Raw genomic sequence first — 17,842 nt, 5'->3', positions numbered from 1 at the left:
TGTATCCGATGCCGGATCCAGTCGACGCCGCCCGCCTCAGGACCGGACGCCTCGCGCGGCTGCAGGCCGCGCTGCGCGCCCGGGACATCGATGCCTGCCTGCTGTTCAACGAGCCGAACGTCCGCTACGCGACCGGCGCCTCCGCGATGCCGATCTGGAGCAACACGACCTTCGTCCGCTGTGCTCTCGTCCCGGCCGAGGGGCGGCCGATCCTCTACGAGCACCCGAATTCGATGCACCTGTTCCGCGGCCTCGAGTCCGACGTCCGCCCGATGCACGCCTGGGAGTTCTACGACGACACCGAGGCCCACGCCCGGACCTTCGCGCGCGAAACCGCGGCGGCGCTCAGCGAGATCGGTGTCGGGGGGCGCCCCCTCGCCGTCGACCGGCTCGGGACGCCCGGATACCTGGCCCTGCAGCGGGAGGGGATCGCAATCGTCGACTCGGCGCCGGTCACGATCGCCGCACGCGAAATCAAGACGGCCGAAGAGATTGCGCTGCTCGAGCTGAACGGCGCCATCCTGATGGAGATGCTCGCCGACTTCGAGCGCGCCGTCTCCCCGGGCGTGCGCGAGCGGGAGCTTCTGGCCGTCCTGGCCGACACCCTGCTGCGGCGCGGCGGAGAGCACCTCGCCACCAGCACCGTCTGTTCGGGCCCGAACACCAACCCCTGGCGCGCCGAGGCCACCGCGCGCGTCCTCGAACCGGGTGACCTGGTCTACGTCGACACCGACGCTGTGGGGATCGAAGGGTATTTTTTCTGCGTGTCGCGCGCGTTCCTGTGCGGCGACGTCCGGCCGACGCCCGCCCAGCGGGAGGTGTACAGGATCGCGCACGACTGGCTCACGGCTCTGCGGGCGCTGATCCGCCCGGGCATCACCTGCCGTGACCTCGCGGACCGGGCGCCGCGCCTGCCGGCGAAGTTCATGCCACAGCGCTACGAAGTCATGATCCACGGCATCGGACTGGAGGAGGAGAGCCCGAGCGTCGCCTACCCGGGCGATCCGCAGCCGAACGGCGAGCGCGTCCTGCAGGAGAACATGGTCCTCGTCGCGGAGCTGTACTGCGGAGAGGTCGGTGGGCGGGACGGCGTCAAGCTCGGCGACCAGGTGGTCGTCGGGGCATCAGGCTTCAAGGACCTGGTGCCGTATCAGCGCTGCGAAAGGCTGCTGGATTGAAGGACTACCTGCCTGGCGTCGAGGTGGTGACCGGCCAACCGGTGCGTGGCGCCGTGATCTGGCTGCACGGCCTCGGCGCCGACGGTCACGACTTCGAGTCGATCGTTTCGTATCTCGGGCTCGATCGGCTCGGCGTGCGCTTCGTCTTCCCGCACGCCCCGCGCCGTCCGGTGACCATCAACATGGGGCTCGTCATGCGGGCCTGGTACGACATCCGGGGGCTCAGCGTGGGGAGTGAACCGGACCTGAAGGGGATCCGCGAGTCGGTGGCCCAGGTCACGGACCTGGTCGACCGGGAGCGCGAGCGCGGCCTCGACAGCACCAGAATCGTCCTGGCCGGGTTTTCCCAGGGGGGCGTGGTCGCGCTGCACGTCGCCCTGCGCTACACGGAACGCGTGGCGGGTGTCGTGGCGCTCTCGACCTACCTGCCGGAAGCGGAGGCGCTCGAGAAGGAGTGGAGCGACATGAACCGGCGGATCCCGATCTTCCAGGCGCATGGTCTGTACGATTCGATGATCCCGCCCGAGCTGGGGGAGCAGGCCCGTGACCGGCTGCAGGCGGTCGGGCACTCTGTGAACTGGAATGCCTACCCGATGCAGCACGAGGTCAACGCCGACGAGATCGCCGACCTGGGCGCCTGGCTGCGCGGGCGGCTGGCGGTCGACGACGAGACCGGAGGCCCGGGACCCTGAACACACGACCCGCCCGTACGCCGACGTTCTCTCGCAAGGGTCCGCAGGCCGTGCGATCCGCGACACTCGTCGTCACCGTCCTCCTGGCGGCCGCCGCCGCTGCCGGCTGCGGCCCGGGCGACGGGCTCGGGGATCGGGCCACGAGCCGCCTGCCGATCGTGAAGCCGCCCCGGGCCACGGCGTCGGTGCAGGGCGCAGCTGTCTACAGCAAGGAGATCCTCACCGAGACCTACACAATCGACAGGATCTACAAGTCGATGACCGGGCCGATGGGGACGCTGCGTTTCGAGATCGATCCCGGAGCCGGCCCGGAGCTTCTGTGGATCACCGGATTCGACGCGGTCATGACGGCCCCGGACGGCGAGACGGAGATGTCGCGGGAGTTCATGTGCCACACCAACCTGAGCATCCGCCCCGGGCCCGGTGTCCTGTACGAGTTCCCGACGGCGCTGCAGCCGTCGAGCGGCCGGCTGTTCTCGCTGGCGCAGGGACAGCTCTCGATCCGCCTGCCGCCCGGGTTCGGTGTGCCGGTGCTGTCGAACCAGACGGTGCAGGTCGCCGCCCAGGTGCTCAACCACAACATCGCCGATCACGCGTTCGAGGTGCGCCACCGGATCAGCATCGAGTTCGTGCGCGATCGCGATCTGGCGCGTCCACTCACGCCGCTCATGCCGCGAGCCGTGTTCGGCATGAAGCTCATCGGCGGCAGCGACGGGTACTTCGCCCTGCGCGCCGGAGAGATCGACGCGAAGCTGCACGGCGAGGGGTGCCAGGTGGGGGTGGACGCCGGCACGCAGTACTCCGCCGTCCTCAAGGACGATCAGGGGCGCACCTTCTCGGGACACTGGATCGTCAAGCCGGGCCGCGAGGAGAACCACACCCTGGTGACGAGGCTCCTGGCCCTGCCCTACGACACGACGCCGCATTACGTGGCCGCGCACCTGCACCCATTCGCAGAGTCCGTGGAGCTGCGCGATCTGACCGGCGGCACGACCGTCTACACGAGCCACGCGCGGCAGGTCCCGGATCGCGTCGGCCTGGCGGAGGTTGAGTTCCTGTCGAGCGCGGAGGGGATCCCGCTCTACAAGGATCACCAATACGAGGTGGTCAGCGTGTACGACAACACGTCGGGGGTCGACCAGGACGCCATGGCGACCATGTTCCTGTACCTCGCCGCCAAGGATCTCGACCTGGCACGCTTCAGGCGCTAGAGCAGTTCCTGCGCCCCGCGATCGTCGAGGCGTGCGGCCCGGACGACGAAGCGCCGGCCGGCGCGGCCGAGGACGTGGAACGGATAGCACGTGACGAGGGTCAGGCGGGGCTCCCCTGACGGTTCCAGCGGCCGGGTGTCGTCCTGGCCGACGACCTCGACCGACAGAACCCGATAGCGTGCCACGTCACCGGCTCGACCCGAGAGCTCCAGGATATCGCCGGGTTCCGCCGCGCGCAGCCGGCCGAACGGTCCGTCCCTGTGGCCGGCGATGACGCAGTTGTCCGGGGCTCCGGGCAGGGCGCTCCCCTCCAGGTGACCCGGTCCCAGCGACAGGCTCCTCGGGTCGGTTCCCTCGACGACCACCGTCTCGATTCCCAGGCGCGGCGCGCGCAACAGGGCGAGCGCCTCGCCGCGTCGCGGCGGACGTGGCGCCACGCGAGCGCCGACGGATCGGGTGGCACCGGAGGCGGGTTCCGCTGCGGTCGCGAACAGGTCGGCGTGCCGCCCCTGCCAGATCCATCCCCGGACTGTGATCGAAGCGGCGCAGACGAGAAGCGACGCCCCGGCGATCAGGGCAACGTGGCCGACCGTGCGGCGCATTCCGTCCCTCGAGAGAGTCACTCCGGCGTCAGGCCCGCCGGCGCCGCGCCAGCAGAAGACCTCCGCCCAGGAGCGTCGCGCCGAGAGCGATCATCCAGGGGACCGGGCCCGCCGTCACAGGCATCGAGCGAGCGCCCGGAGCCGTCCCGGAGACCTCGCCCCCCCGGGCGCCGGCCGGAGCCGCGACCGTCGATCCCTGGATCGTCCGCGCTCCCGAACCCGCTGCGGTCGCGGACTCGGCCCCGAGCGAGGACCCGTGGGCAACGAGCTGCGCGACGGTCTCCCGATCGAGCATCCCGCTGTCCGGGATCGAGTGTCTCCTTTGAAACACCCGGACGGCGTCGATTGTGTTCTGGTCCATGCGTCCGGCCTCGTAGCGGCCGGCTTTCAAGTAGTGATCGCCCAGCAGGATCTTCTGGGCCGCCTGGACCTCCCCGGCGGACGTGTACGGTGAGCCGTAGTCATCGAGGGTCATCGCGGAGACGGGAGCACCCAGCAAGGGAAGCAGCAGCAGAACGGGAAACGGCAGCCGCCTCCCGCGTACGTCGCGCGTCGTCATGTGTGTTCTCCTGATGGTACCGCAGCGGTAGAGCCCGGTGCCTCTGACCGTGGATACTAGCACACCCTCCCGGAACGGTTTGACGGGGTGCCGTGTCTCCACGGATGGTATGCTCTCTTCGTGCCGAGGGGCTGGCTGTATCGCTTCGCGAGGACCCTCTTCGACCAGACGATTCGTCTCTACTATGGCCGCATCGAAGTAACCGGCCGCGACCGTGTCCCGGCCGCCGATCCGGTCATCCTGGTCGCCAACCATCCCAACTCCGTCGCGGACGCCTGTCTCGTGGGGACCCAGATCACGGGACGCCGGGTCAACTTCATCGCCAAGGACACGCTGACGCGGGCGCCCGTTCTCGGTTGGCTGGCGCGGTCGGTCGGCGTCGTCGGCGTGGCGCGCCCGATGGAGTACGGGGGGGACAAGGAGCTGGCCAGGGAACGCAACCGCCGGGCGGTCGAGACGTGTGTTCCAAGACTCCTGGCAGGCGAGGTGATGGCGATCTTCGGAGAGGGGATCTCGACCGACGCCCGGCACCTGCACGTGATCCGCAGGGGAGCGGTGCGCTTCGGCTACGCCGCGGAGCAGGCGGCCGGCTTCCGTCTCGGCGTGGCCTGGGTCCCGGTGGGGATCAGCTATTCCGCAAAGCAGCGCTTCCGGAGCGACGTACTGATCCGCATCGGCGCGCCGCTCCGCCTGAGGGACCTGCATCCCGACCCCGCGGCGGGGGAGGCGGAGGTCGTCGAGCGAGGCACGGAAAGGCTGCAGCGCGAGATCGGCGACCTCGTCGTCAACATCGAGAAGGAGGAGCTGGGGGGGCTCATCGACCGCGCCGCCGACCTGCTCGGAAGCCCGGACGCGCCGATGGAGTCGCGCGTCGAGCGCCAGCAGCGCGTGGCGCGGGCGCTGCAGCAGGTCAACCGCACGGAACCGCGGCGCGTCGCCGATCTCGAGACGGAGCTCGCGCGTTACGACCGGCGCCTCCTCGACACCGGCCTGACCGACGAGGCGGTCCGCCAGCGCCATCCGACCCTGGCGTTGTGGCAAAGCCTCCGCGGCCTCCTGGCGCACGGGACCCTTCTCCTGCTGAACCTGTACGGCTGGATCAACAGCCTCCTGCCGCGCTGGAGCTCGTATCTCCTGGGCGGCCTCGCACGCCGCATCGAAGAGTCGCGGAAGGCCGACGGCGGGACCCGCTCGCCGCTCGTGCAGCAGGTGGCCTGGTCGACGTACGGAGGGTGGCTGGGGGCGGCGATCGCCCTGCCCGCTCAGATCCTCATCGTCTTCCTGTGGATCTCCGCGGGCCGGGGCCGGACGACCGGGGCGGTCGTGGCCGCGATCTACGCGCTGACCCTGATCCCCTCGTGGCGGATATACGTGGAGCGCCGCGACCTGTTTCAAAGACATCTCGGCCGGACGCGGGAGGCCCTCCGATTCCTGCGCAACGCGCGCGGCGCGCTGCGGCTGCAGGCCGATCGCCGGCGGATCGCCCGGGCCCTGCGCGCGCTCCTCGCCGAGCACGAGGCCGCCCCCGGGTCCCGCGGCCTCGAGGGCCGGGAGACACCGGGACCATGACCGATGCTCGCAGGCGCTCAGCCGCTCCTTGGACAAGGCGTGACGGGATCGGGAGTCGCGGGCTTTCTAGAGAGCCTTCCCTCAGCGCCCCGCCGGCGCGTGCCTGGAGCGCCTCGCCGCCAGGACGAAATTGACCTCCGCGCCGATGGCGAAAATGGTCCCCGACACGTACAACCAGAGGAGGACGGCGATGACGGAGCCGATCGAACCGTAGAGCATCTTGTAGGAGGACAGGGAGCGCACGTAGAGGCCGAAGACCGCCTTGGTCGCCTCCCACAGGACCGCCCCGGCGAGGGCGCCGGCCCACGTCTGCGGAAAGTGCCGGCGGACCGAGGGGCCGAACAGGTAGAGGGTCAGGAGGAGGATGAAGTTGAAGGCGATCCCGAGCGCCGCCATGCACAGCGTCAGGAGGGCCGACTCCCACCGGCCGGGAAGCGTCCGCTCCGTCAGGGCGCTTGCGATCACGGGGCGCAGGGCGGAAATACCGACGGACAGGGGGATGAACAGCATCACGATGAGCCCGAGGAGGAGACCGAGCAGACGCCTTCGCCACAACGGACGCATGGTCGGAGCGCGGTGGATGCGGTTCAGGATCTGCTGCATGTTGTCGAAGGCGGCCGTGGCGCTCCAGATCAGGAGGACCGACCCGAGGAGACCCAGGCTGCGCCGCGCGCGGATGATCTTTTCGAGGGCGTTCGTCATGTACTCGGAGCTGAACGGCAGAAGACCGAGGAGCTGCCGCGGCAGGCGCGCGTACTCCTCGCCCATGCCGTACACGAACCCGATGATCGACGCGAGCAGGAGCAGCATCGGAAAGAACGAGAAGAAGATGTAGTAGGCGAGGCTGCTGACCAGGATCGAGACGTGATCCTCGCGATACTTGCGCCGCAGCGCCCGGAAAAATCCGAGCGTCCCGTCCCGTGTCATCGACCGGACGACGGGACGCGCGGCGCCGCGGCGGCGGGGAGCGGTGCCGGCGGCAGGGCCGCCGCCAGCCGCATCGGCTGCGGGCGCCAGTAGACGAGGGAGCGCCACACCCATTCCATCGGCCCGAACCGGAAACGGCGCAGCCACAGAGGGCTCCCGAGAAGCTGGGCCATCCAGATCGGCAGGACGACGAGGAGCAGCTCGGCCCTCTGCAGCCGAGCGAACAGACCGAGGCCGTATCCCTCGAACAGGGTCGTGCAGATAATCGACGTCGCCAGATAGTTGGTCAGGGCCATCCGTCCGACTGCGGCCAGCCGGCGCGTGAGGCCGGGCATCATGCCGCTCTTGAAGACCAGCACGACGACGGCGATGTGCCCGAGGGCCACGGCGAGCCGGCCGAGGTCGTACCCGCTCCAGCCGAAGAACATCTGCGCCGGCTCGAAATCGTAGGCGGCGTCCCGCTGCGTGATGTACCAGGTGATCGGAACGCCGGCGCCGTATCCGCACAGCGCGAGGCCCGCGTAGAATCGGGAGGAGCGCGCGGCGGAAAAGACGCCGAGCTTCAGCAATCCCATTCCGAGGAGCATCATCCCCGCCACGTCGATGAAGCCGAACCGGTAGAACCCGGTCGATTCCCCCTCCGACACCTCGTCCATCCGCCTCAGGAACAGCGCGACGTAGGCCCCGCGGTGCGCTTCGACCTCCTCCCGGACCTGGGCGGCGGTCGGCTTCATCCCCTTGAGCGTGTCGCGCCACTCGCTTCGCGCCTCGATCTGCTCCTCGGTTAGCCCCCTGCCGCCGGCGGCGGCCGCGTCCGCCTGACCCGCCCGGACGCGCAGCGAATCGAGACGGCGACCCTCCAGGACCGACTTGGGCACTCCGAGCGCCAGGACGATGAGACCCGCCGCGAGAAGGAACCTCGCGGACTGACGGCGGAACGGGAAGAGAAACAGGCCCGCGACGCCATAGCCGTAGAGAATGTCGCCCGACCAGATGAGGTAGGCGTGCAGGAGACCGAACACGATGAGCCACATCGTCCGGCGGTAGTAGATGTCGGCGACGCGCGCGCCGCCGCCGTGATTCTCGGCTCGTCCGGTGAGGAGCACCACTCCCGCCCCGAAGAGCATCGAGAAGATGGTCCGCATCTTCCCTTCGAACAGGACCTGGCTGGCGAACCACCACGCGAAGTTGACTCCCGAGGCGCCGCCGGCCACCGTGGGATCGGAGAAGGCCGCGTTCGGCAGTCCGAATGCTGTGATGTTCAGGAGGAGGATCCCGAACAGCGCGAACCCACGCAGCACGTCGACGGACGCGATGCGCTCCGGCGGGGTGACCGGACCGATCGCTCCGGACGTCTCGTCCGGATGCACGGTCGGATTGTCCTCCTGACGTGTCATCGCTCCCTCGGAAAGCCGCCCATGATAACCCCGAAGGGGATTCTCCCCGCGCAGCTCCCCCGGGCGTTGCGCGGGGGGCCGACTTGAGGGCTCTCGGCTTTCCAGGTCTCGCGTGGGATCAATGCGGCCGGGAGATCACTGCGGCGGGTCGGGAGAGGAAGGGATCCCCGGGCGGGGGAGCGGGGGTCTGGGTGGGGTGCTCGCGCACCGCCCGGGGCACAAGTCGCCCGCCCGGAGGCCTTCCGGGCGGGCGCACAGTCGCGGGTCCTACCCGCCGACGGCGAGCAGGACTTCCTTGCCCTTGAACAGCTCCGGATCCAGGATGGTGATCTTCGCGACGCCGGAATCCTCCGACGTCTCGATCTTGAAATCACGTCCTTCCTGGAAGATGTTCGGGAGCACGCGGACCCTTCCGATATGGTCCAGCCCGAACGCCGCCGGGGCCAGGGTGATGGTGTTCGAATCGCGCAGATCGAGAGCCGTGTCGTAATTGACCGGTTTCACGTCCTGGACGCGCTTCAGGACCGATGTCAGGACGCCCTTGTCCTTCAAGTCGCGCACGTTGGCGGCGTGATAGAAGAGGCTGTTCGTACGGAAGGCCAGATCGCCCGAGAGACGCTCGACGCTGGCCTCCAGGGCCGCCTTGTTCTGCCGCAGACCGGAGATGTCCGCCTCGAGACCCGTCTTGACCTGCTGCAGGTCGTTCACCGTGCGCACCGCCTCGTCCCTCGCGGCCGACGCCTCGTCCCTCTGGGCCACCGCCTGGTCCCTCTCCTTGATGAGACGGCGCTTCATGGCGCGGCGTACGGCGAGGGGGGTCTGGCCCGCCTCGCCCTGGGTGACATAGGTGCGGAATGTGTCGCGCCCCTGGTCGTAGAAAAACCAGACCTTGTTCCCGGCCAGCAGCTCGTCGGTCTGGTCCACCTGATTGAGGAGCGTCTTGGCCTTCGCCTCATCGAGCTTCGCGTCGCTGACGAGGTAGTTCATCGCCAGATCGTGCTGTTTGTCCCCCTTCTTGGCGACCACGAACTGGTCCGGCAGCGACTGCTCCAGATGCATCACCTTCTCCTGCAGCCCCTGGATCGAGTCGCGGTCGGCGACGATCTGCTGGAGGATGGACTTGTAGGAGACGTCCTTCTCCTGCGTGATCATCTGGTTCAGGACGTCCTTCTGCTGGTCGGTGAAGTCCTGGCCGAAGATCTCGCTGAACTGGATGGTGCGCTGGCCGCCCTGCCTGGTCTGATTGAACTCGTTGATGCGCTGCAGCATGTCTTCCGTCGCCTTGTCGATCTTCTGCTGATGGTCCTTGAGCTCGGTGAGGAGCTCTTCCGGCGTCGCCGGGACCGATTTCGAGAAGCCCAGATTCGGCCCCTGGGCGCAACCGCTCGACAAGACGACGAAGACAATCGCCGACGACAGGAGCGCGATGCACGCCCCCCATCCGGCGACCGGCGCGGATCTTCTTGAGTCCATGGTGCCTCCGTTGAACCAAGACATTCAATTGAATGGTCGAGTGACATTAGAGCGGTCCTAGCAGGGAGCGTGCCGCCGCCCCTGGAATCGCTCCCGACGGCCGCCCGCCCGGGCCGGGACCCGGCCGGCGACGACGGCGCAAGTCGTTGACCTCCAATATGCTTCGCCGGTGCAGCGGAAAATTTCTCGAGAAGAAGATCGAGGCGTGTCGTGATGACTCGAGGCGCCCGCGGGCGGACACCGGCATGACACGTGTCGTCCCGAGGGGACGCGTCCGGTCCTTTGCGGAGGACAGGACGCGCGGCCCGGCCGGCCTTGGGACAGGTCAGCCCCGTGTCGTCTGCAGACGTCTGACGGCCGCCTCGATCAGGGCCGCAGCCTCCGAGGCATCGACGTCGGGACCGATGCCGACGGGCGGGCCGATGACCAGGCGCGTCCGGCGGCGGCGCGGCCAATACCGCCGCTCCGGGAGGACCTCGTCCGTTCCCTCGATGTACACGGGGACGACCGGCGCCCGCAGATCGCGCGCGAAGATCCCGATCCCTTTCCTGAACGGATCGATGCCGGGAGGCCGAACGTGCCGGCCCTCCGGAAAGACGAGAATCGAGAACCCTTCATCCATGAGCTCCCCGGCGTACAACAGGCTGGCGCGTAGACCCGCGGTCTCGGGGAGGGGCCAGACGTTGAAGAGGAGCTCCAGCAGGAGGACCTGGAGCCGCTCCTTGAGATACCGGGCCCGACCGCCCGGAGCCTCGCCGAAGAAGACGCGGTGGTAGCGGGTGGTCATCGCGGGGGCCACACGCCCCCGCAGAGGACGCGGCAGCATCGCCTTGATGAGACCGGTGTCCATGAAACTGCGGTGGTTCGGCACGAACAGGTACGGTGGCCGCGTTCCCTTCAGATGCTCCAGCCCCTCGACCTCCGGTCGCGCGTAGAAGCGCACGAACGGGACGAGAACAATCTCCTCGATGCACCTCCGCGCCAGGCGGACGGGCGGGAATCGCGTCCAGCGCGGCATCCTCAGACCGCCGCGCGTGGCCTGCCCGCCGGCGGCGGACGCCGGCCCCGCGCCGCGGGTCGTCCGCGCCGGCTCGGCGCCCGCGGACCCATCGACCACGCCGGACGGAAGCCCCCCGGTCCCCCGCGCTTCGCCGGCCGCGGCGGCTGCAGCCAGCCGCTCGAGGTCTCCGACCGTCGCGGAGCCCAGACGATCCTCGGGAAGACGGAGACCGTACTCATCCTGGAACGACGCCGCCAGCTCGACCAGGTCGAGGCTCGCGAAGCCGAGCCCCTCCGCGAGGCGGGTGGTCTCCTGAAGACTCTCCGGCGGGACGCGCGCCAGGCTCGCGATCAGCCGGCGCACTCCGCCCGCGGACGCGGCTCTCTCGATCGTGCGGGAGGCGGAGTCGCCCGACGCGCCGCGCTCCACGGCAAGGACGCGCTCGCGCAGCAGACCCCGGCGCACCTTGCCGCCGTGGGTCCGGGGGAAATCGTCCTCCGGCCAGACGGTGTGGCCGCGCACCCTCTGCTTCGGCAGGAGGCGTTCGTTGGCGCGGCGGACCGAGTCCATCGCATCGGTACCCGGGGCGAGCAGCAGGACGGCATGCACGCGATCGCCGCGCTCCAGCGGCAGGCCCACGACGGCGGCGTCCCGCACGCCGGGGAGACCCTGGAACGCCGACTCCACGTCCGCGGGATAGACGTTCTCCCCCTCCGAAGTGACGAGGACCTCCTTCAGGCGCCCGCGAATCCGCAGCCGGCCCCGGTCGTCGAACTCGCCGACATCGCCGGTCTTGAACCAGCCTTCCGGCGTGGTGCACGGCTCCGTCCCCAGGTAGCCGGACATCACGTTCGGACCGCGAACCAGAATCTCGTTGCCGGGCCCCAGAGTGACCTCCTGGGACGCGAGAGGCCGTCCCACGCTTCCGGCCCTGCGGTCGAACGGATTGGAGACCGAGACGATCGGCGCCGTTTCGGTGAGGCCGTAACCCTGCACGACGAGGTAGCCGCTGCGCCTCCAGAACAGGTCCACGGACTCCGGCAGCGCGGCCCCGCCGGACACGATCAGGCGGAAGCGCCAGCCGAACATCCGCTGCACGCGCCAGAAGAGGGGGGCCTGCAGGTAGAACGGCCGGCCCGCGTGCCGCTCCTGGCGTCGCAGGAGATCCTCGAGCCTTCCCTCCGAGGCGAGCGCCCGCCGGACCTCCGCACCCAGAAGATCGAGCAGCCGCGGCACGCTGAACAGCCCCCAGGCGCGCATGCGCCGCGCCGCCTCCATGACGTCGGCCGGGCGCGCCGGCACGAACACGATCGTCAGTCCCATCGTGAGCGGCAGGAAGACGTCGAGGGCCTGCCCGAACATGTGCGACAGGGGCAGCGTGGAGAGAAAGCGCACCTCCCCGAAACGGCGGACGAGGGCCTCGCGCCTGAAGTAGCCGCGCTCGATCGACGCGAAGTCGGAGATCAGGTTGCCGTGCGTGAGCACGACCCCCTTCGGGTCGCCCGTCGTCCCCGACGTGAAGATGATCTCCGCCCGCTCCTCCGGTCCCGGGTCGGCGCCGGCGGACGGGGCCGCGGCCGCGATCTCTCCCCACGATCCGAAGTCGATGCGCCGCACACCCTCCGGGGGGGACGCGCCCGCCGGCGCCAGGAGAAGGCGCGCGCCGCACCTCGAGGCGATGAGGGCGCGCAGATCGTCCGGCGTGCCCGTCTCGAGCGGGACCGCGACGCCGCCGGCCCAGAACGTCCCGAGGAGCGACTCGACCCAGTCGGCGCCGTCCGGCCCCTGCATGAGCACGGGGTCGCCCGGCCGCAGCCCCGCGTCCCGCAGGATCGCCGCGCACGCGAGGATGCGACGATGCAGGTCGGCATACGTGCGGCGGCGCCACCGGACCCCCTCCCTCCACAGGTAGGCGTCGCGCGGGCCGAAGCGCGACAGGTGCTCGACGTACGACAGGAGATTCCGGCGATGGGGAGGCGGGGCGTCAGATCCCATGCGACCCAACGTGGCGCGGAGAGTGTTGCGCGCGACGATTCGAGGGCACACCCGGCTGATGTCCGCCGGCGGACACTGGATTGTCGTGGGCCGCGACACGTGCCTGGAAATGCGCGCGTCCGGCGGGCCGGTCGGGAGCCGGACAGATCGCGCTTCCAGGAGCACGGACTCGTCGAATTCGAGTGGGGAGCACCTGGCCTCCGCTTGACCGTTCGCGTGGCGTGGCCCGGGGAGCGCCGTACGCCGGACGGATGCGCGGCTCGTTCCCCGGCCGCAACACTCTCGGCACCACCTTGTAGACTATCACCGGCCTGCTTGTCACCGTGCTGGCCCCCCGCCCCCTCTCCGTTTCATGGTAGCGTGTCGACCTGTCCCCGTGGAGGTCCGCCCGACCGTGGATCTGAAGGCCGAGGTCGCCGCAGCCGAGAAGCGCATCCGTCCGCACGTGCGCGAAACGCCCGTCGATGCGTCGCGGGGGATCGGCCTCACGGGGAGCGCGCGCGTGTTCTTCAAGATGGAGAACCTCCAGATCACCGGCTCGTTCAAGCTGCGCGGGGCGATGAACAGGCTGCTGTCGCTCACGCCGGAGCAGCGCGCCCGGGGGATCGTCACGGCGTCGTCGGGCAATCACGGCGCGGCGGTCGCCTATGGCCTCAGGGAGCTGGGGATTCCGGGCATCATCTACGTCCCCGAGAACGCTTCGCCCGCGAAGATCGCGAACATCCGGTCGTACGGGGCGGAGGTTCGCACGCACGCGATCGACTCGGGTCTGACCGAGATCTTCGCGCGGCGCTACGCCACGGACAACGGGCAGGTGTATGTCTCTCCGTACAACGACCCCGCCGTCGTCGCGGGCCAGGGGACGATCGGTCTGGAGCTGTCCCGTCAGCTCGATTCGATCGACGCACTGTACGTCGCCCTCGGCGGCGGAGGTCTCATCTCCGGGATCGGCGGCTACCTCAAGGAGATCGGCCGGCGGATCGAGGTGGTCGCCTGCTCGCCCGGGAACTCCGCCGTGATGCACCACTCTCTGCGGGCGGGCCGGATCCTCGCGATGGAGTCGAAGCCGACGCTCTCCGACGGCACCGCGGGCGCGGTCGAGGACGGGGCGATCACTCTCGAGTCGTGCCGGAGATACGTCGATCGTTCGATCCTCGTCACGGAGGATGAGATCCGGGACGCGATGCGGCTGGTGATCGACAGCCACCACACGCTCATCGAGGGGGCGGCGGGCGTCGCCGTCGCCGGCTGCATTAAAGATAAGGATAGACGCGCCGATCACACGATCGTGATCGTCCTGTGCGGCGCCAACATCTCGCGCGAACGCCTCAAGGACGTCCTTTGAACCTTGCCCCGGCGCCCCGCCGGGGGTATCTCTATAGCGATGACTCCTTCCAGTGCGTCGAGCGGTTTCCTCAGCCCACGGCGCGTCGCGCGGGCCGTCCTCGCGGTGGCTCTGGCGGTCGGCGCCGTCTATCTGGTCTCGCGGCGCGCGGGGATGGAGCCGCGGGAGATCGTCGGGCTCGTCCTGTCCCTCTTCGCGCTGGGGCTCCTGCTTCTGCCGCTCCCCGTGCTCCTGTCGGGTCGAGGCGTGAAGAGCCTGAAGGTCTGGGTCGACGGCCGGCCGCTGCGCGCGGCGGCGCTGCCCGCGGTCCTGCTCGCGCCGTGCCTGGTTTACTGGTCGATCCCGGGCGTCGCGACGCTGGCCGGCATCCTGCGCCTCGTCCTGTACATCGGCGTTCCGTCCGTGCTGGCGGTCGTCCTGCCGCGCGGCAGGCTGCGGCTCGTCGGGGACACGCTCGTGGTCCTGTGCATCTGGCTGCCGGTCGAGCTCCGTCTCCTGGTCACATCCTTCCCATGGCCGCACGGGAGCACCGGTTCCTTCCTGATGAGTCCGCTCGGCCTCGATCTCCTGCTCTACCTCATGCTCGTGGCGCGGGGCTTCGACCCCGCGGGACTGACGCTGCGCGTGGGGGCCCGCGACGTGGCCTCCGCCACCGGTTCGTTCGCCGCGTTCGCCGCCGTGGGGGTCCCGATCGGTCTGCGGACCGGATTCCTGATCTTCGGCGTGCATGACGGCGCACCCCTGTTCGGGCTGGCGGGGGGCCTGGTCATCCTGATCTTCACGGGACTTCCGGAGGAGGTGCTGTTCCGGGGGTTCATCCAGACGACGCTCGTGCGCTGCACCGGCAGGCCGCTCGTGGGGCTCGTCGTGGCGTCGCTCGTCTTCGGCGCCGCGCACCTCGACAACGGACCGCACGCGCCCGACTGGCGTTACGGAATCCTGGCGACGCTCGCGGGTCTCGCCTACGGCTGGGTCTACCTGCGCACCCGCCGCATCCTGGCTCCGGCGATCGCGCACACGCTCGTCGACGTGACCTGGTCCTTGTTCTTCAAGGGATGAGATGAGCGACGCGCAGGCGCGGGAAGCGGCGCTCCCCCTGGATCGGGAGGATTTCGTCACGGCCCTCGAGGTGGTCCTCGTCGTCGTCTATCTTCTGGTTTTTATCTGGATCATCGAGCCGCGATCGAGGGCCTACGCGGCGCCCGGCTTCGTCCTGTTCTTCGCCTTCGCGTTCCTCCTGCACGTGCGGCACAACGACACGGCCGCCGACCTGGGGATCCGTCTCGACACCTTCGGGCGGGCGCTGCGGGAGGCGTTTTTCGTGATCGTGCCGGCGTTGATCCTGACCGCGGCCCTCGGGGTGCGCCTCGGCGGCGGGGTCGCGCTGGATCCGCTGCGAACGGCCCTGGCGTTCCTGTGGGGCTACCCGTGGGCGCTGTTCCAGCAATACGGCCTGCAGTGCGTCATCGGCCGGCGCCTGTCCGGTGTCGTGCGCGGTGAGGTCGCCCACGACCTGACCTGCGCGGCCATCTTCGGGGCGCTGCATTTGCCGAACCCGTTCCTGACGGTCGTGACCTTCGGCGCGGCCTATTGCTTCTGCGCCCTGTTCCGCCGCTGCCCGAACCTCTTCGCCCTCGCCCTGGCGCACACGCTCGCGTCGACGGTGCTCTACCACTTCCTGCCGCCGGAGATCACGCATTTCATGCGCGTGGGTCCGGGGTTCTTCGACACGGGCGGGTCCTGAGGCCACCGGGGCTCGGCGAATCCCCTCACGCCGGGCTCCCGAATGCGAGTCCCCGTGTGATGGTAGGATCGCGCGCGCGCCAGGAGCGTGTCCGGACCATGACGAAGGGAAAGCAGTCGAGCAAGCGCGCGCGCCGCCGCGTCGAAGTGCGCTACGGCCCGGACCAGCCGCAGTTCATCGGATATTCCGGAAACGTCTCCCGCAGCGGGATCATGGTGCGCGCGATCCGCGTGTTCGCGCCGGGGACCGTCCTCAACCTCGAGCTCAAGTTCCCCGACGGCACGTTTCAGGTGCGCGGCGAGGTCGTGTGGGCGCGCGAGGGGCCGGTGCAGTTCCTGTCCACCGGCCGCGTGGGCATGGGCATCAACTTTCTGCAGCCCTCCGCGGAATTCCTGGGGTACCTGGAACGGGCCGGCGCTCCGCGATGAGCGTCGCCCCGCGACGGGCCGCGTTCTCCCACGCGTGGCTGCGCCCGGGCTTCGCCGATCTTCTGGTCGTCTTCCTGGTGATCCTCGTGGCTTCGATCGGAGGAGGCCGGCTGTTCGGCGACGCCGACGCGGCGACGCACGTGGCGACCGGGTCCTGGATCCTGGATCACCGGCAGATTCCAAGGGTGGACCCCTTCTCCGGCACCCACGCCGGCGCCGAATGGTTCGCGCACGAATGGCTGGCCGATCTCGGCTCCGCCCTCCTGTACAGGGCCTGTGGGTGGAACGGCCTGGTCGCGGCGGTGGCCCTGCTCATCGCCCTCCCGCATGTCGTTTTGTTCCGTTTCCTGGTGCGCCGCGGCGACGATGTCCTGGCGGCGTTCGGAGCCGTCGTGGCCGCAGCGGCGACCGCGTCCTCGCACTGGCTGGCGCGGCCGCACCTCCTGACCGTCGTGTGTCTCGTCCTCTGGACCGTGACTCTCGAATCGGTCGTCGCCCGACGGTCGGGGAGCCGTCTCCTCCTCTGGCTCCCGCCGCTGGCTCTCCTCTGGGCCAATCTGCACGGTGGTTTCCTCGTCGCGTTCGGTGTCCTGCTCTGCTACGGGCTCGGAGAGGTCGTCGCGGTCCAGGCCGCGCCGTCGCCGGAAAGAGCCGGCGCCCCCGGAAGCCGATCCCTGGTCCGGCCCCTGGTCGCGGCGGGTGTCGTCGCGGCGGCCTGCACGCTCCTCAACCCGTGGGGCTGGCGGCTGCCCGCGCATCTCATCTCGTTCTTCACGATTCACGGCCCCGCCCTGAAGGCCACGACCGAGTTCGCCCCGGCCGCGGCCGACGACCGGGCCGGTCTGGCGCTGTTCGTCTTCACCGGTCTGTGCATCGCGGGTGTGGTGGGCGGGCTGCGCGGAGCGGAGCGCCCGCGGCGCGGTCCGACCGGCCCGTTCCATCCGGGCACGCTCCTGGCTCTCGCCCTGACGACCGCGATGGCCTTCGCGTCGATCCGCCACGTCGAGCTGATGACCCTCTTCGGTGCGCTGGTGATCTCGGGCGGTGTTTCGTCGCTCCTGCGGGCCCGGTTGGATGGACCGACGCGTGATCAGCTCGCGGCGCTGCGTCTGCGCGAAGAGCGCAGCGGCGGCGCCTACGCCGTCGCCGCGATCGTCATCGTCTGGATCCTGGCGATCCTGGGTCTCCTGCCGCGCGCCGGCTTCGACCCCGGACAATTCCCCGTCGGCGCGGTCGCCGCGCTCAAGCGGGACGGGACGGTCCCCGCGGGCCCGGTGTTCACGCCGGACGTCTGGGGCGGCTACCTGATACTGGAATGGCCGCAGGCGCGCGTCTTCGTGGACGGCCGGTGGGACATGTACGGCGACGAGTTCTTCAAGCGTTACGCCGACATCTATATGGCGCGCCCCGGCTGGTCGGACGCGCTCGTCTCGATGGGAGTGACCCTGGCGATCCTGCCGCGCGATGCGCCGCTCGTCGAGGCGATGGAGGGCCACCCGGATTGGGTCCGCCAGCGCGCCGACGAGACATCGACCGTGTTCCGCCGGCGCGGGCTATCCGAGGGATCCTGAGCCGGCTGCTGATCCTACGGCCCGCAGGCGTCGCCTGTGCCGTTGCCGTCGGTGTCTTCCTGGCCGGGGTTGGGGGCGTCGGGGCAGTTGTCGCAGGCGTCGCCGCGGCCGTCGTGGTCGCGGTCGGCCTGGCCCGGGTTGGCGAGGCGCG

General features: G+C 69.7%; 16 protein-coding genes. 9 read left to right on the top strand and 7 right to left on the bottom strand.

Going from position 1 to position 17,842, the window contains the following annotated elements; genetic code table 11:
* Window positions 1-8: 8 nt before the first annotated feature.
* The 3 genes from VEW47_00080 to VEW47_00070 are packed head-to-tail and all read left to right on the top strand — an operon-like array spanning window position 9 to window position 3,081.
* Complete coding sequence (locus VEW47_00080) at window positions 9-1,178, top strand: Xaa-Pro peptidase family protein (GenBank protein ID HYS03564.1); 1,170 nt, start codon at window positions 9-11, stop codon at window positions 1,176-1,178.
* Complete coding sequence (locus tag VEW47_00075) at window positions 1,175-1,870, top strand: alpha/beta fold hydrolase (protein HYS03563.1); 696 nt, start codon at window positions 1,175-1,177, stop codon at window positions 1,868-1,870. The genes VEW47_00080 and VEW47_00075 overlap by 4 nt, the downstream gene beginning before the upstream one ends.
* 50 nt (window positions 1,871-1,920) lie before the next feature.
* Entirely contained in the window at window positions 1,921-3,081 is a 1,161-nt protein-coding gene (locus tag VEW47_00070) for a hypothetical protein (protein ID HYS03562.1), read from the top strand.
* Here the strand turns inward: VEW47_00070 and VEW47_00065 are convergent.
* Window positions 3,078-3,683 carry a class D sortase gene (locus VEW47_00065; protein HYS03561.1) on the bottom strand — a complete coding sequence of 202 codons (606 nt, stop codon included), beginning with the start codon at window positions 3,681-3,683 and terminating at the stop codon, window positions 3,078-3,080. The genes VEW47_00070 and VEW47_00065 overlap by 4 nt on opposite strands.
* Window positions 3,684-3,711: 28 nt before the next feature.
* Window positions 3,712-4,242 carry a peptidoglycan-binding domain-containing protein gene (locus tag VEW47_00060; GenBank protein ID HYS03560.1) on the bottom strand — a complete coding sequence of 177 codons (531 nt, stop codon included), beginning with the start codon at window positions 4,240-4,242 and terminating at the stop codon, window positions 3,712-3,714.
* Window positions 4,243-4,362: 120 nt separating this feature from the next.
* On the opposite strand from VEW47_00060, the gene VEW47_00055 reads away from it, so the two are divergent.
* Entirely contained in the window at window positions 4,363-5,811 is a 1,449-nt protein-coding gene (locus VEW47_00055; protein ID HYS03559.1) for a 1-acyl-sn-glycerol-3-phosphate acyltransferase, read from the top strand.
* Between the two features lie 81 nt (window positions 5,812-5,892).
* Here VEW47_00055 and VEW47_00050 read toward each other — a convergent pair whose 3' ends face one another.
* The 4 genes from VEW47_00050 to VEW47_00035 all read right to left on the bottom strand — a co-directional run bounded on the left by VEW47_00050 (window position 5,893) and on the right by VEW47_00035 (window position 12,603).
* Window positions 5,893-6,738, bottom strand: a complete 846-nt coding sequence (locus VEW47_00050; protein HYS03558.1) for a YihY/virulence factor BrkB family protein — start codon at window positions 6,736-6,738, stop codon at window positions 5,893-5,895.
* Window positions 6,735-8,135 carry a DUF418 domain-containing protein gene (locus tag VEW47_00045; protein ID HYS03557.1) on the bottom strand — a complete coding sequence of 467 codons (1,401 nt, stop codon included), beginning with the start codon at window positions 8,133-8,135 and terminating at the stop codon, window positions 6,735-6,737. The genes VEW47_00050 and VEW47_00045 overlap by 4 nt, the downstream gene beginning before the upstream one ends.
* A gap of 267 nt (window positions 8,136-8,402) precedes the next feature.
* The gene (locus VEW47_00040) at window positions 8,403-9,608 is read right to left on the bottom strand and encodes a hypothetical protein (GenBank protein ID HYS03556.1); all 1,206 of its coding nucleotides are present in this window, start codon (window positions 9,606-9,608) and stop codon (window positions 8,403-8,405) included.
* A gap of 325 nt (window positions 9,609-9,933) precedes the next feature.
* Window positions 9,934-12,603, bottom strand: a complete 2,670-nt coding sequence (locus tag VEW47_00035) for an AMP-binding protein (protein ID HYS03555.1) — start codon at window positions 12,601-12,603, stop codon at window positions 9,934-9,936.
* A 394-nt stretch (window positions 12,604-12,997) separates the two neighbouring features.
* Here VEW47_00035 and VEW47_00030 point away from each other — a divergent pair, with 394 nt between their 5' ends.
* The 5 genes from VEW47_00030 (at window position 12,998) to VEW47_00010 (ending at window position 17,691) form a co-directional block, all read left to right on the top strand.
* Entirely contained in the window at window positions 12,998-13,948 is a 951-nt protein-coding gene (locus VEW47_00030; protein ID HYS03554.1) for a threonine/serine dehydratase, read from the top strand.
* Between the two features lie 39 nt (window positions 13,949-13,987).
* On the top strand, window positions 13,988-15,007 hold the full coding sequence (locus VEW47_00025; protein HYS03553.1) for a type II CAAX endopeptidase family protein: 1,020 nt from the start codon (window positions 13,988-13,990) through the stop codon (window positions 15,005-15,007).
* Window position 15,008: 1 nt separating this feature from the next.
* Window positions 15,009-15,692: a CPBP family glutamic-type intramembrane protease gene (locus tag VEW47_00020; protein ID HYS03552.1), complete on the top strand. Its 684-nt coding sequence runs from the start codon at window positions 15,009-15,011 to the stop codon at window positions 15,690-15,692.
* A 98-nt stretch (window positions 15,693-15,790) separates the two neighbouring features.
* Window positions 15,791-16,120, top strand: a complete 330-nt coding sequence (locus tag VEW47_00015; GenBank protein ID HYS03551.1) for a PilZ domain-containing protein — start codon at window positions 15,791-15,793, stop codon at window positions 16,118-16,120.
* Window positions 16,117-17,691: a hypothetical protein gene (locus tag VEW47_00010; GenBank protein HYS03550.1), complete on the top strand. Its 1,575-nt coding sequence runs from the start codon at window positions 16,117-16,119 to the stop codon at window positions 17,689-17,691. Before VEW47_00015 ends, VEW47_00010 begins: the two co-directional genes overlap by 4 nt.
* 14 nt (window positions 17,692-17,705) lie before the next feature.
* Here the strand turns inward: VEW47_00010 and VEW47_00005 are convergent.
* On the bottom strand, window positions 17,706-17,842 hold a 137-nt coding region (locus tag VEW47_00005; GenBank protein ID HYS03549.1), incomplete at its 5' end, for a thrombospondin type 3 repeat-containing protein.

This window comes from Candidatus Dormiibacterota bacterium (assembly GCA_035635555.1).
Taxonomy (GTDB): Bacteria; Acidobacteriota; Polarisedimenticolia; order Gp22-AA2; family Gp22-AA2; genus Gp22-AA3.
This window is presented reverse-complemented; position numbering and strand designations above follow the sequence as displayed.